This is a genomic window from Salinicoccus sp. Marseille-QA3875 (assembly GCF_054950095.1).
On record NZ_CM143103.1, the window covers coordinates 1,004,556 to 1,020,132 of the forward strand.

At 40.5% G+C, this 15,577-nt stretch carries 4 protein-coding genes; 1 reads left to right on the top strand and 3 read right to left on the bottom strand.

Annotated features, from left to right (window positions below; all coding sequences use genetic code 11):
- Window positions 1-128 precede the first annotated feature (128 nt).
- The 3 genes from ACY8DT_RS05265 to ACY8DT_RS05275 form a co-directional block, all read right to left on the bottom strand.
- The gene (locus ACY8DT_RS05265) at window positions 129-11,063 is read right to left on the bottom strand and encodes a Cna B-type domain-containing protein (protein ID WP_462421871.1); all 10,935 of its coding nucleotides are present in this window, start codon (window positions 11,061-11,063) and stop codon (window positions 129-131) included.
- A gap of 465 nt (window positions 11,064-11,528) precedes the next feature.
- On the bottom strand, window positions 11,529-12,005 hold the full coding sequence (locus tag ACY8DT_RS05270; protein WP_462421872.1) for a pyrimidine dimer DNA glycosylase/endonuclease V: 477 nt from the start codon (window positions 12,003-12,005) through the stop codon (window positions 11,529-11,531).
- Window positions 12,005-13,378 carry a hypothetical protein gene (locus tag ACY8DT_RS05275; protein WP_462421873.1) on the bottom strand — a complete coding sequence of 458 codons (1,374 nt, stop codon included), beginning with the start codon at window positions 13,376-13,378 and terminating at the stop codon, window positions 12,005-12,007. The genes ACY8DT_RS05270 and ACY8DT_RS05275 overlap by 1 nt, the downstream gene beginning before the upstream one ends.
- A 202-nt stretch (window positions 13,379-13,580) precedes the next feature.
- Here ACY8DT_RS05275 and ACY8DT_RS05280 point away from each other — a divergent pair, with 202 nt between their 5' ends.
- The gene (locus ACY8DT_RS05280) at window positions 13,581-15,569 is read left to right on the top strand and encodes a catalase (RefSeq protein ID WP_462421874.1); all 1,989 of its coding nucleotides are present in this window, start codon (window positions 13,581-13,583) and stop codon (window positions 15,567-15,569) included.
- Window positions 15,570-15,577: the final 8 nt, after the last annotated feature.

Below are 15,577 nucleotides of genomic sequence, written 5' to 3' on the forward strand. Positions count from 1 at the left end.
AAAAGAAGTCCTGAGTTCCATAGAAATTAAGACTCCTAGATCCAAATGCAATCAGCTTTCATTGGACTGATTAAAAATATCCCGGACAACTATTGTCGCCCGGGATATCCAAATAATAAATATTTTATTTAACTTCTTCTTCTCGCAAAGAACAGTAATGCTGCACCTGCTGCAAAGAGTACGACCGCAAGAATCGCGATTGTGCTGCCTAGAGCAATACCGGTGACTGGTAATGAACCTTCGGAAGAACCTTCTTCTTCACCAGTTTCCGGAGTGCCTTCACCAGATCCAGGTGTACCTTCGTCTGTGGAAGTCCTCGGAGTACCTTCGCCTCCTTCTTCAGTTCCAGATGTACTTCCATCTTTTGAACCTTCGGAAGCACCGTCTCCTTCATCACCTTCAGATGTACCTTTGTCTGTTGAATCAGTCGGTTTACCGTCTTCATCTTCAGTTCCAGGTGTACCTTCATCTTTTGGATCTTCTGGGTCTTTACCTTCGGATGGGGCTTCAGGATCTTTACCTGGTTCAGGTGTTTCATCATCTTCCGTTGTATAGCTGTTGATTACGATGATATTACCATGGTTGTCGTCTTTGACGAATGCTTTATAACCTTCAGGTATATTCAATTCTTCAACTGAATATTCTATAGCAGTACCATCATTATTTTCAGCTAAACCGTCCCAAGTATGTGTCCAATTATTTTCTGCCGACAAAGTGACTGCTTTTCCAGCCTCTTCACCATCAGCTGTCAATTGTACTTCGATACTATCTGGACGTGCATCTTTATTCTTCTTATCTTTCCAGCCTTTTGTCACTGTCACACTAGTTTCACCAGGTGTATAAGTGTTAGTGATGACATTGACACCGTCGTCATTTTGAGCAATTGACGTTGAATAATCAGTTACAGCATTTTCTGTTACCGTGTAATTGATTGCCTCTCCAGACGCATTCACCGGTAAATCAGTAAATGTATACTGCCACTCGTTATCTTCACTCAATATGACTTGTTCTATCACTTTACCTTCATCATCTACGAGATTCACCGTTACATTATTTGGGCGGACACCATCCTGATTGTCATTATCATCCCAAACTTTAGCAACAGGCACATCGATTGTTTCAGGTGTATAACTGTTAGTGATGATGATATTACCGTGATCTTCATCATTGATTGATGCTGTGTAACCTTCAGGTACATCAAGCTCTTCGACTGAATAGTTGATTGGTTCACCATCATTGTTTAATGGTAATCCATTCCACGTATTCGTCCAATCGTTTTCTGTTGATAAAGTTACCGGCTCCCCGATTTCTTTACCATCTGCTGTCAACTGAACTTCTACACTCTCCGTACGAACATTATCCTGATTATTTGAATCATCCCAGGCTTTAACCGCCGTTACACTTGTCTCTTCAGGTGTATAAGTGTTTGTGACAACGAAGCTGTTATCACTTTCTTCTACAATTGAGGCTGAGTAATTTTCAACTGTATTTTCAGTCACTGTGTAATTGATTTCGTTACCGTTATCGTTCACAGGCAGATTTGTGAATGTATGTTCCCAATCTCCATCTGCATCGACTACAGCCGTTCTTTCAATTTCTCCATCAGCAAGCAGATTGATTGTTACGTTATCAGGACGGATATCGTCTTGATTTTCTTCATCTTCCCAAGCTTTAGAGACATTCACTTCTGTTACTTCCGGTTCAGAAGTATTGGTGATCACTAAGTTTCCATGATCATTGTTATTGACTGCTGATGTGTAGCCTTCAGCAACGTCAACTTCCTGAACAGTGTAGTTAACAGCCTTTCCTTCAGCATTCAAATCTAAACCTGTCCATGTGTGAGTCCAGTCCTCTGCTGATGTGAGTACTACTGGGTCTCCATGGGCTTGACCATCTGCGAATAATTGTACATCTACTGTTTCAGGACGATCACCATCCTGATTATTACCGTCATTCCAGACTTTAGTCACTGTTGCGGAAGTCTCTTCAGGTGTGTAAGTGTTTGTTACGACACTGGACAGACCTTCATCTGTTGATGTTGTATCAATTTCTGTCGAGTAACCTGCAACAGTATTTTCAGTTATACTGTACTGGATTTCCTGGCCATCTTCATATACCGGTAAATCGGTAAATGTGTGCTGCCAATCATTGTCTTCATTCAACACTGCTTCTGTAACAATTTCACTGTCATTCAGCAGATTGACTGTAACATTATTTGGACGATTGCCATCCTGATTGTCATTGTCGTCCCATACTTTTGATACAGATGCTTCAGTGGTTTCAGGTGTATAACTGTTAGTGATGATGATATTACCGTGATCTTCATCATTGATTTCGACGTCATAGCTCTCCGGTACATCCAATTCAATTACAGAGTAATCGATTGCCTGTCCTTCTGCCATTTCATCCAATTCCGACCAAGTGTTTGTCCAGTTATTGTCATCTGATAAAGTGACCGGATCACCGATTTCTTCATCATCTGCTGTCAATTGAACATCAATGCTGTCTGAACGGGTACCATCCTGGTTATTTGCATCATCCCAGGTCTTGGTCACAGTTACACTTGTTTCTCCTGGAGTATAACTGTTCGTTATATCATAACCTTCATCACTTGAATTGTAAGAATAATCGGCTACTGTGTTCTCAGTCACCGTATACACGATTTCTTCTCCAGCTTCATTTACTGGTAAGTCAGTAAATGAATAATTCCACTCATCGTCTGCTGTTACTTCTGCTGAATCAACTTCTTCGCCATCAGCCAATAAGTTTACTGTAATTGAATCCGGACGTTCACCGTCTTGATTGTCTGCATCATCCCAGGTTTTCGTTCCTGATACTTCGGTTGTAGCTGGCGTGTGCGAGTTCGTGATATCGAAGCCATCATAAGATGTTTCATATCCTTCTACCGCCACTTCTTCGATTGTATAATCAATCTCTTCTCCAGCTTCATATACATGCAGGTCCGTGAAACTATAACTCCAACCTGTCTCTTCTGATGCTTGACCTGAATCAACCTGCTCTCCATTTGCCAGTAAGTTTACTGTGATGGAGTCGGAACGCAGACCGTCCTGATCATCAGCGTCATCCCAAGTTTTCGTTCCTGAAATTTCAGTTGTCTCAGGAGTATAGCTGTTTGTCAGAGTAATATTGCCATGATTTTCATCATTCAAGTTGACTTCATATTCCTCAGGCACATTAAGCTCTTGAACAGAATATTCGATTGGTTCCCCAGCTTCATTTGCATCAAGTTCCTGCCAAGTATGAGTCCAGTCATTTTCAGCAGTAATTTCTACTGCATCACCTTCCGGATCACCATTCGCCAATAATTGAACTTCGATACTTTCCGGACGGTTGCCGTCCTGATTGTTTCCGTCTTCCCAACCTTTGACCACTGTTACACTTGTTTCTTCAGGTGTATAAGAATTGGTAACGGTGCGGACACCATCTTCGTCCTCTTCGATATTCGTCGAGTAGTCCTCAACGGAATTCTCAGTAATTGTATAGTTGATCAATTCACCATTTGCGTATTCCGGCAAATCAGTAAACGTATGCTGCCAATCATTATCATCATTCAAGATGACTCTTGATTCAAGTTCTCCTGCGCCGTTATTAAGATTCACAATAACTTGGCCAGGACGTACTCTGTCTTGATCATCTTCGTCATCCCAGACTTTTTCCACTGGAATGTCGATGAGTGAAGGCGTGTAACTATTCGCCACGATAATGTTACCGTGGTCTGCATCATTGATGGATGATGTATAGCCCTCAGGTACATCTAATTCTTCGACAGAGTAAGCGATTTCTTCTCCTTCAGAGTTTAAAGCGAGTTCATTCCAAGTATGCGTCCAGTCATTCTCTTCTGATAAAGTCACCGGATCACCAGTTGCTTCACCGCCGGCTGTCAATTGGACCTCGATACTTTCAGGACGTTCACCATCCTGGTCATCTGCATCATTCCAGCCTTTAGTCACTGTAACGCTTGTTTCGTCTGGTGTGTAGCTGTTAGTCACAACATGCACACCGTCTTCCTTCTGTTCTATTTCTGTTGAGTAGTCTGATACAAAGTTCTCAGTTACTCTGTAATTGATTTCTGTACCATTTTCATACATAGGTATATCAGTGAACGTATACTCCCACTCGTTGCCTTCCTGTTCTTCGACGACTGCAGACCTCACTATTTCACTGCGGTCATTCAGTAAGTTCAGTGTGATGTTTCCAGGGCGGTTGCCGTCCTGGTTATCTGAATCATCCCAAACCTTAGTTACAGGCACTTCTGTCAATTCCGGTGTGTAACTGTTTGTAACGACAATGTTTCCATGGTCTTCATCATTGATTGATGATGTATAACCTTCAGGTACATTCAATTCTTCTACTGAATAATTGATTGCTTCACCTTCTGCATTTGCAGGAAGGCCATCCCATGTATTCGTCCAATCATTCTCTGCTGTTAGTGACTCTGCATCTCCAACTGGTTCACCGTCAGCTGTCAACTGAACTTCAACATTATCCGGACGTTGACCATCCTGGTTGTTTGCATCATCCCATGCTTTTGTCACTGTAACACTTGTCTCATCTGGTGTATGTGAGTTTGTAACAACAAAATTGTTTTCATTTTCTTCCACGATTGATCCCGAATAATCTTCTACTGTGTTTTCCGTTACTGTGTAATTGATTTCGTTGCCATTATCGTATACAGGGAGATTTGTGAATGTATGTTCCCAATCTCCATCTGCGTCAACAACAGCTGTTCTTTCAATTTCACCATCAGCCAGTAAATTGACCGTTACATTATCAGGACGGACGCCATCTTGATTTTCAGAGTCATCCCATGCTTTTGACACGGACACATCAGTTACTTCAGGTTCGTAAGAGTTAGTAATAACCAAGTTTCCGTGGTCTTCATTATTCAAACTTACTTCATAGCCTTCTGGAGCATCTATCTCTTGAACTGTATAGTCAATTGCATCTCCACCGGCATTCAGATCTAAATCTGTCCAGGTGTGAGTCCAATTCTCTCCTGCTGTGAGTACTATAGGCTCACCATGAGATTCTCCATCTGCAAGTAACTGTACCGTAACTTCTTCTGGACGGTTACCATCCTGGTTACCGCCATCATCCCAGGCTTTAGTCACTGTAGCGGTAGTTTGTTCAGGTGTGTATGTGTTTGTAACAACACTGTTTAAACCTTCATCACTATTAGTTGTCACTATATCAGTTGAATAATTAGCAACAGTATTTTCAGTCACACTATAATCAATCTCTGAACCATTAGCATATACCGGTAAATCAGTGAATGTATGTTGCCAAGCATTCTCTTCACTTAATACGACAGATTCAACAATGCTGCTGCCATCCAAAAGGTTAACCGTTACATTATTTGGTCGGACACCATCTTGGTTGTCAGCATCTTCCCATTCTTTTGACACAGACACTTCGATCGTCTCAGGATCATGGGAATTCGTGATGGTTATAGTTCCATCTTCTGAAATTTCTGTTGATGATTCATAACCTTCAGGTACGTTGACTTCCTCCACATTATACTCGACAGGTTCTCCGCTGCTGACTTCTCTTAAATCTTCAAATGTATGCGCCCAATTGTTGTCATCATTTAATTCGACAGTCTCCCCAACAGGCGTCCCATTCTCTGTCAGCTGAACTTCTATACCATCCGGCCTGATTCCATCTTGGTCATTTGAATCTTCCCATTCTTTATTTACATCAATATCTATAAATGTCGCGGTATTCGTAACTGTCAAACCATCTTCCTCTTTGGTGAATCCTGCAGGTGTATAATCATTCCCTTCAGAATCCACTTCTTTAACAGAGAAAATATATGGTTCTAAATCCGGTGCATTCATTTCAAGATCTTCCCATGAAACTTCTACAGATGATGAATCACTGTTCAATTCTTTCACTTCTGCATCTTCTACAGGTTCCGGATCTTCACCTTCGAGGTTGCGATAAAGCATAAGCCAAGTTGTTGGATAATTTGATTCTTCTGCACTTACCCAGTCCTTGGTTGCGCTGACCGAACCTGTTTCCAGTTCGTTATAGACTGTGAGGGTGTTGCCGTCTGCAGATGCGATCTCACTATCAGCAATCGGCTCCCAATTGGAATTTGTCACTGTGATGTTATAGTCTCCTGCACCCGCTTCAATTTCCTCCGGCGTCGAGTAACCGATAATCACATGAAATGGCTCTTCTAATTGCTGATAACCTTCCGGTACGCCCGTTTCATTCACGATATAACGTCCTGCGCGGGCATTATCTATATGAAAATTCCCGTCTTCATCAGTCGTTACAATGTTATCCAGAGGGACTTCCGTGCCGCTCGTAGTCACTCGCAGAAATTCGAAAGTTGCTCCCGATACAGGTGTTTCTCCATTTTCATGCAGCTTTTGCAAGTTGAAATCAAGGGTACGGCCTGAGCCGCCTCCACCATAAGTCCATTGCTGTGCAGTGGATGTTGTAGTTGAAGTATCAATTTCACGCTGTTCTTCTCCACCTGATAAAGATACTGAGTTTGTTACATCAAAAGTACCAATTAAATCAGGGTTTAAACGAGTAGAGTAAGATATATTTACTTGTTCATTAATTACATTGTCTGTAAATGTGACAGTAAAACTCTTATTATCCTCTGCAACATTCAGTTCATATGCATCCGAGTCCAGTTCGTTATCAGAACCATCCTTCACCGTGATTGATTCTTCAACATACGTTTGATTATCTGATAAACTGTCGCTGATTTCCGGATTATTAATTGTTAATCCTTCTTCGTTTACGGAAACTGTCCAGTCAATGTCTTCCGTTTCTGGATTTTGTTCTCCCGACTTGCCTACTAAGCCGGATTCTCCTCCATCAAAATAATCCTGGTAAGCATCATCAGACACCTCACCATGATCGTCATCTGATAAAGTTGTGGAGTTTGTATATCTATCCAAGTCAGTTTCATGGAACGAAGGATATTCCAGAATCTCAGTGTCAAAAGTCACTCTGTACTGATATGGACCATCAGGCAAGTTTATTTCAAATGTAAATTCATCTTCTTCTGAGTAGTTAATTGTTACTTGATTAGTAACATCCTCACCATCTCCACGAACTACAACAATCGTGTCTTCAATCAATGATTGATCTCCAGGTATGGTATCTCTCAATACTGGATTGACAAGGTTAACATAGTTATTCTCACTATCTGTATTCGCATCAATCTGCCATGAAATCACAGGTTTTTCAGGTGATTTATCTAGATTGGTTGCTTGTTTGGAAACACCAAGTGATGGGCTTGGTATATTTTTATGAGCTGATTGTTCCCCACCTGTATAATCTATCGTTGCCAGGTTCTGAACTTCAGCTGCTTCTTCTGCAGGAGAAAGTGTGGTTTTATAACTTATTTGATAAGGAACAGCATCAAGTTTGCCAATATCCATTACGAATGTACCGTCACCAGGCTCTAATACATTATACTCACTGCTGTCAACCGCTGCACCATCTCTTAACAGAGTGATATCACTGACTGTTGCAGAAGCAGGTGAATAAACATCGGTTACTGTTACGTCGTGCAAAACATTTCTGTTTTCATTAAATCCGATGAGCCAGTCGATTGTTTTACTCCCATCTTCATCGATTTCTACTGCACCATTTTTATAAATTCCAGGGTCTCGCTTCGCTACTTCTGCAGTTGCAGTTTCATCTCCACCCTGCCATGTTAAGACTGCTTCATTGGTCTGAGGTTCGTTTGCTGCATCATCTGCAGTCGTACGGTAAGTGATTGTATATGTTGCATTCGTATTACCATCAAACTGCAACTCAAATCCACTGTCACTGAAAACTTCTTCATAATCCAATGTTTCTCCGTCAGAAGTAACATCTAAAGAACCTTCAATATATTCATAATTACCAGAAGTGAATTTATCAGTTATTTTCGGGTTTTCCAGTAAGATTTTGCTGTTGTTAAATATTACTGTCCATTCAATCTCCTGCTCAGTATCATCTTCACTCGTTACATATTGCGCAGATTTCTCAATTCCAGCATTAGGTCCTGTCTGACCAAAATCCAGACCTACTGAGTCACCAATGCCGATTCCGTCACCATCTTCAAAAATCAACTCTGCGTTATTTGCCAGCTCAGGCTGCTGCATTCCGGCAGTTGTATAATACGTACGATATACGAATTCATAGGTGTGCGGCCCAGCGTCGTTTACACTGAGTTCAAATCCTGCACGCCCATCGTCATGGTCATGACCATCGATATTGAAGTTATCTACTTCTTCCCCGTCTCTCATAAGTTCATACAGGCTGTTGTCATCAACATCAAAATCTAAATATTCAGGATTGAACACATCTATGATGCCAATTGTACCGACATCAATTTTTTCTGAGTTCATAGTAATTGTCCACTCAATATAAGGGTTACCTTCTTCATCCACATATTGTTCTCCGACTTTACCACCAGTCGGTACAGTGTTTACATCCACTGAAGCATCATCCGCATTAGGATTTTGCATATCATCAGAAATTGTGTTTATTACAGTGTCGTTCAACCCTGTTGGCACCGATGAAGAGAACGTCATATAGTAAGCCTGTCCTTCAGCATCTAATTCAGGAATGGTCATATTCCCATCATCAATGACAGGTGTCACATTGATTAACTCAGGTGTACCGACAACTTCACCATCAACATTGGTCTCCACAAGAAAAACTTGAATAGTATCTTCAATGATTTCCCCATGACTCAGCTCATCTGTTAATGTAACCGTCCCAATATTCTCCTGACCATAGTTATATTCTACAGTCCAATCAATGACATCCTGACGATCGTTTGATAATGATCCATTTTTAGTGATTCCTGGCAAATCACCAGACCATGTACCTTCGAAACCATCACTTACTGGATTCTCATCACCGTCTAAAATTATCCTCGCATTGTTATTGATGGTATGTGTGCCTCCACCATCAGGTCTATCAATACTTGTAGTATAAGTGATTTCGTAGGCATCCTCTATATCGCCCAGATCCAGTTCGAAACCACCATCGTAAATTACAGGTGTAACATCTACCTGCTCTCTACCTATTTCTTCATTATTGTAGTTTCTTATGATTCTTTCAATTATGAAACTGCCCTCTTCAATAGATAGGTTCTCACCTAGATCATCTATCACTGCAGCATTCTCAAAACTGTTCATTGAGTCGTTTACGCGTACAGTCCAGTCAATGAATTCAGGATTCCTATCGACTTCTACTTTCTCACCATCTTCTAGAACATATGGATTTCCGGCAGATTTACGATCTTCACCGTCATAGTCCTGCTGCTCTGCTATAAGTGTAGCTGTGTAAGATGAACCGTCTCTGAATGGTACTTCGACAACCACTTCTTGTTCCGTTTCAAATACTTCAGTATTAAAGTTTCCTGTCAAATCTACATTCATCTCGACATCATCAAAATCATTGACGTTTTCATTAAATGTAATGATTACTTGACCATCAACAATTGAATATGTCGCAACTTCTGTACCGTCGACAGTGATAGGTCTGTTTTCAACTGACTGCTCAAAAAATGAAGGCAGATCTATTGTGTATGTATCACCTTCAGCAATCATTAGCTCATCTGGTTTAGTTATGCCATAAATTAATCTAGCAGCATTCATATCATTTAAGTCGACTTCTAAATCTGCACCGTCTTCAACCACTGTTTCATTCGGTCCAGGATTAATCACAAATTCAAATGATGAAAGAAGGTTTTCATCAACTGCTGCAAAAGTCCCAATTGACCTTTCATTTCCTTCTTCAGTTTCTGAAGATTCTTCCGTAGATTCTTCATCTGCGTCTTCTTCAGTTGCATCAGACTCTTCTTCTGATGCTTCTTCCTCAGCTGTTTCTTCTTCAACTGCTAAAGGTATGGCTAATTGCTCTTCAGCGCCAATCGGGGCGACATAAGCAAATTCTTCATCTATAGAGTTTTCATTAACCAGCACTTCGACATCGACTGGTGATGCTGCTGCACCTGCAGACTCTACCCCTTCAAGGAATGTAACTTCAATCTGACCGTCTGCAGCTACAACATAAGTTGCAATTTCAGTACCATCTGATTCGATTGTACCTTCCACTGCTTCTGCCACTTCAACTGAAGATGACAGTGTTGCAACTTCTACATCTCCAGCTTCATAGTTCTGGTCATCAGTCAATATACTTTCCATTCTTAAAGTGAAGGCTTCTTCTGAATCAAGTCCTTCTTCTTCAGTAAATGCATTACCTTCAGAATCCAATGCTTCTTCAACCGCTATGGAAAAGCCTTGCTTTTCTTCGTCTTCAACAAGCAATGGAATTGTTATTTGTTCTTCGGCATCGATTGGTGCTATGTAAGCAAATTCTTCATCGACGGCATTTTCATTAATATAAACTTCAACGTCAACCGGTTCATTGACTGCACCGGCCGATTCAATCGCTTCTAAAAATGTAAATTCGATTTCACCATTTTCATGCACTTGATATGTCGCAATATCAGTCCCGTTCGATTGAACTGTACCCTGATCTGCTGCTGCAACAACTACAGATGAAGGCAGTTGAACCGTTTCAACATCTTCTGCCTGATAGTTCTGATCAGCATCAAGAATGCTTGTGAGTCTCAATGTAAACGAGTCATCCTGATCAAGCTCTTCTTCTTCAGTGAATGCCTCACCTTCTGCATTCAAAGCTTGCGCAAGTTCTAAAGAGAAACCGTATCGCTCTTCATCTGCCTCTTCCTGCTCTTCAACAGATTCTTCTTCCATAGTTTCCTCTTCTTCGGTCTCTTTTTCAGTTTCCGTTTCAGGTTCTTCAGAGGCTTCAACCGCTTCTTCCTCTGTCACTTCTTCTTCGGATTCTGTGTTCGGTTCTTCAGCCGGTTCCTCTTCAGAAGTGTTTTCTTGAGGTTCATTTTCTTCTTCGGCTGCTTCTTCAGTCACTTCCAATTCAGCATTCTCATCTTCAGGCCCTGCTTCAGTATTCGCTAATACTGATATCGGCGTTGAAAATAAGGAAGTCAGAATAAGCAAAAGTGAAAGATATGTAATCGTGATTTTCTTCATCTGGCCATTCTCCTCCATTTATACTTGTAAATTTTACGTTGATGCAAAAAACGACAGGGGACAAATGAATTTAATACCAGCAACATGCATGTATAAAAATGTACACATTTTTATAACTCCCGATGAATTTTCAGGGAAGCTGCCATTTTTAAAACGCAAATATTTTCATTTATAATGAAAATAAACTGATATTAAATTTCAAGATATAGTAATTAAAGAGCTTAAATATGCCTATTACGCGCAATTTTAGTTACCTATCACTCTATATGTATTACTTTATCTTTAATATATCGCAGTCAATTATACCTCAAATCAAAATTTTTACAATATCAAAACCTAGAAATCTAAATAATATTAAGTACATATTTAATACATCTTTGTATTTTCTGTAAATATCTGTAATATTACTATGTGCATTACATGTATACATAAATTAGACACAAAAAAACTTTAATCGCAAATAGATTAAAGTCCTTTCCAATTACATCGTGGAGGAATTTTATCTGCATTCCATTTACGAAATAATAATTTTTCATATTTTTTATAAGCTTCATCCGTATAACACCGTTCTGTACCATAAATATAAAACGGCGGAAGTTTTGCTTTGCTGAAAATTTTTTCAGAAAATCGATCTTTTATCAGTGAACTTAATTCCCCTAGGTTTTTCCGAAATTCTTCTGAACGCTTACCGCCTCTTCGCAAGTGTTCTGCATCCATGGCATCGAGCATAGCCAAAGTATCCATCAAATATGGCTGCCCTTCATTATATACAGCTTTTACTACTGGATGGTGAAGATAGCGGGTGTTCACTTCTACGATTCCAAGCGCTCCGAGACACACTTTGATAATCTGGTATAATTCCAACACCTGCTTCGATAGTCTTCTGTTATCGAGGAACTGTGCGCTGACCTGATGATCTTCACTCACTCTGAAAATCTGCATTACTTCAGTTTCTCCAGTTCATCAAACATTGCCGGACGGTTCTTATGCTGGTCTTTCCAGTACTCGACCAGCTTATCCACCCGTTCTCTGCCGTCTGGATACTCAAACATATTACGCGTAAACTTCACGACATCCCGGTACATGCTTCGTTCATTGGCATGTTTCATATTTAGTAATGCTATTTTTTCATACATATCGAGCAGTTCTACAGGATACTTATCTTTTAAATCATTTTCATAAGTTTCGAGCTCTCGGGCGCTCATACTGTTCTGCACATGCTCCAACAGTCTGTCGTACATCCCCTCTCTTTTATAAAACATACCCAACCGGGATTGATCAGGAAGGGCCTCAAACAATTCTTCCCTGATTTCCAACCAGTCTTCTTCATTATAATGTTCTCTCAATTCATCGAGGTATTCTATGTTGGTATGATCGTATTTGGTCTGCAGCAGCCACAGCTCTTCGAGGCAGGCTTCACGGTTTCTATTTAATTTATACAATTCTTTCAGCTGGATGGTATACCATCTGTTCAATCCATGCGGTTTAAAATCGATTGCCCGGCCTTCTTTCAACAGTTCGATAGCTTTATCATATTCTGATTTGGAAATATGACGTTCTATCGCAATGTCCCTTACTTCAAAAAGATACAGATACTTTTCGATGAATGCGTCAATTTCCCGTTCCGGTCGATCCATCTGCAGAGCAAGGTTCAAATAAAACTTCGACCACATTTCAAGCTTCCACGAAAATGATCCGGGGTTTGTATCATTTTCAAGTGCATCAATCTGCTGCCCGGCAATTTGGAGCTTTCTTTCCATCTGATTTTGTTCTTTGAAATTATTAAGTAAAAACTCTAAGTACTTTTCAGCATCGATATTATCACTCAAATTATCATGCCTTGAAACCACCCATCTGAAAACGGTTGTCGAAATTGTTTTCGGTCCGTGGTTTAAGATTTCCTGCCATACTCTGAAAATCTCATTCATAATAGAGGAAACTGTGCCATCCGAATCATCAATAGCCAATTTGTTCAGCCTTAGAAAAATCAATTTAGTGATGTTGAATGCTTCTTCGAAATAATTATTGTCCACGAGTCCTGCAACATCATTTTCGAGAAAGTCATTCAATCCTCTTTCCATTCTCCTGGCTTTGAAATACGGCACAAAGCTGCCACGCTCAACATTCGGCCTGACGATTTCCTGATATCTCTTTTTATACTGGTCAAAATCCTCTTCAGTCAGTTCATTATTGCTTAAAAGACGCAGACGCATCACCAGATTTTCATCTTCACTGAGAAGATTAACAACAAAATTTTGAAGTGTTTCGTAATCCGTACTTTCTACAATATCCCTGATTTCGTTTACGTTCGTCATATTTTCACCTGCTCTTGAATTCTCATTAATTCAATTATACATCAGCACCCTCTTATAAACAGAGTCTCCAGCATAATTTGCAGGACTAATATAATTTTTCAAATAAATTAAATTTTATATGAATTTTACATATAATTATAGGTTATATCAATAAATTAAAGGGTAAATAATCTATAACTCAAATTTCAGGAGGGATTTTTTAATGTCGAAGAAAAAAGACGAACTGAATGAACGGGATACCATAGATAATACGAAGAAAGCACCACTTACTACAAACCAGGGCCTTCCTGTCAGTGAAGATGAATTTTCTCTGAAAGCAGGTGAGAGAGGTCCCACTTTGATGGAAGATTTTCATTTACGTGAAAAAATAACACATTTTGACCATGAAAGAATTCCTGAACGTGTCGTCCATGCAAGAGGTTTCGGTGTACATGGTGAATTTGAAGTTTATGAATCATTGGAGAAATATACAAAAGCAAAATTCCTGACCGAACCCGGAAAGAAAACACCTGTTTTCACACGATTCTCAACTGTAGCCGGCAGCCGGGGCTCCATGGACATTCCACGTGACGTCCGCGGTTTTGCGACGAAATTTTATACGGAAGAAGGAAATTATGATCTTGTCGCCAACAATATGCCAGTATTTTTTATGCAGGATGCAATCAAGTTCCCCGACATGGTTCATGCGGTTAAACCTGAACCCCATAATGAAATACCTCAGGCTGCTTCAGCCCACAATACATTTTGGGACTGGGTTTCTCAAAACACCGAAAGCGCACATATGGTCATGTGGCTGATGAGTGACCGTGCGATTCCAAGAAGCTTCAGCATGATGGAAGGCTTCGGTGTCCATGCTTTCAGACTTGTCAACGCAGAAGGTAAGAGCCATTTCGTCAAATTTCACTGGAAACCTGTAGACGGTATGCATTCTGTACTATGGGACGAAGCTCAGATTATCAATGGTAAAAATATAGACTTCAATCGTCAGACATTATGGGAGAATATAGAAAACGGTCATCCTGCAGAATTTGAACTGGGGCTGCAGATCATCCCTGAAGAAGATGAATTCAACATGGATTTCGACATTCTGGATCCGACAAAACTGTGGCCGGAAGAAGATGTCCCCGTACAGATTGTCGGTAAGATGAGCTTGAACCAAAATGTAGATAACTATTTCGCAGAAACCGAACAGGTCGCTTTCCACCCTGGCAGTGTCGTGCCGGGCATTGATTTTTCAAATGATCCGCTGCTGCAGGGCAGATTATTTTCATATACGGATACACAGCTGATCCGCCTTGGCGGGCCGAACTTCCATCAGCTGCCAATTAACCGTCCGTTAGCTGAATTCACCAATAACCAGCGTGACGGCTACGGCCAGATGTCCATCCATAAAGGAAAGACTGCACATCATAAAAACTATATGAACGATAATCAGCCGGAACCTGCCAGCCCGGAAGAGGGTGGCTATGAACATTATCAGGAAAAGGTCGAGGGAAGAAAGATACAGGCAAGACATGAAAGTTTCAAAGACCATTTCAGCCAGGCAAAAATGTTCTTGAATTCTTTATCCCAAACGGAGAAACAGCATCTCTATGATGCCTTCAGCTTTGAACTTGGTAAATGTGATGCGGAAATCAGAAATATCGTCCTTAAAGAATTAATCAACAAAATCGACCGTAATCTGGCGGAATATGTTGCCGACCAGACCGGCGCTGAACTGCCAGCGGAAAATGAGGAGTCGACTTATGAAAAAAGTTCTCCGGCACTCAGCATGATGAATACCAACTTCTCACTTAACACACGGACAGTGGGTGTTATAGTCATGCCGGAAGTCAAAGAAGAAACGTTGATTGAAACAAGAAGAAAACTTGAAGATAAAGGTCTCCAGGTCAGCTTCATTTCAGATAAGATCTATAAAATTGGCGATACGATGATTGATGATACACTCGATACCGTCCACTCTGTTCTTTTTGATTCCATCATCGTCATCCGCGGGGATGAAGAACTCCAGGCGCCCGTAATAGAACAATTGGAAATTGCCTTCAAGCACAAAAAAGCAATCGGCTTTGGCGGCAACCCATCGTTTGACAAACTTTCATTCTCAGAAAATGACAAAGGTGTATCGAATATAGAAACAGATTTGGATACTTTCCTTGAAGATGTTAAAAACCACAGGGTATGGGACAGATAAATTCAATT

Excerpts from the sequence above, each read along its gene's own strand:
- ACY8DT_RS05275 (WP_462421873.1), bottom strand. The coding sequence starts at position 13,378 with ATGACGAACGTAAACGAAATCAGGGATATTGTAGAAAGTACGGATTAC.
- ACY8DT_RS05270 (WP_462421872.1), bottom strand. The coding sequence starts at position 12,005 with ATGCAGATTTTCAGAGTGAGTGAAGATCATCAGGTCAGCGCACAGTTC.
- ACY8DT_RS05265 (WP_462421871.1), bottom strand. The coding sequence starts at position 11,063 with ATGAAGAAAATCACGATTACATATCTTTCACTTTTGCTTATTCTGACT.
- ACY8DT_RS05280 (WP_462421874.1), top strand. The coding sequence starts at position 13,581 with ATGTCGAAGAAAAAAGACGAACTGAATGAACGGGATACCATAGATAAT.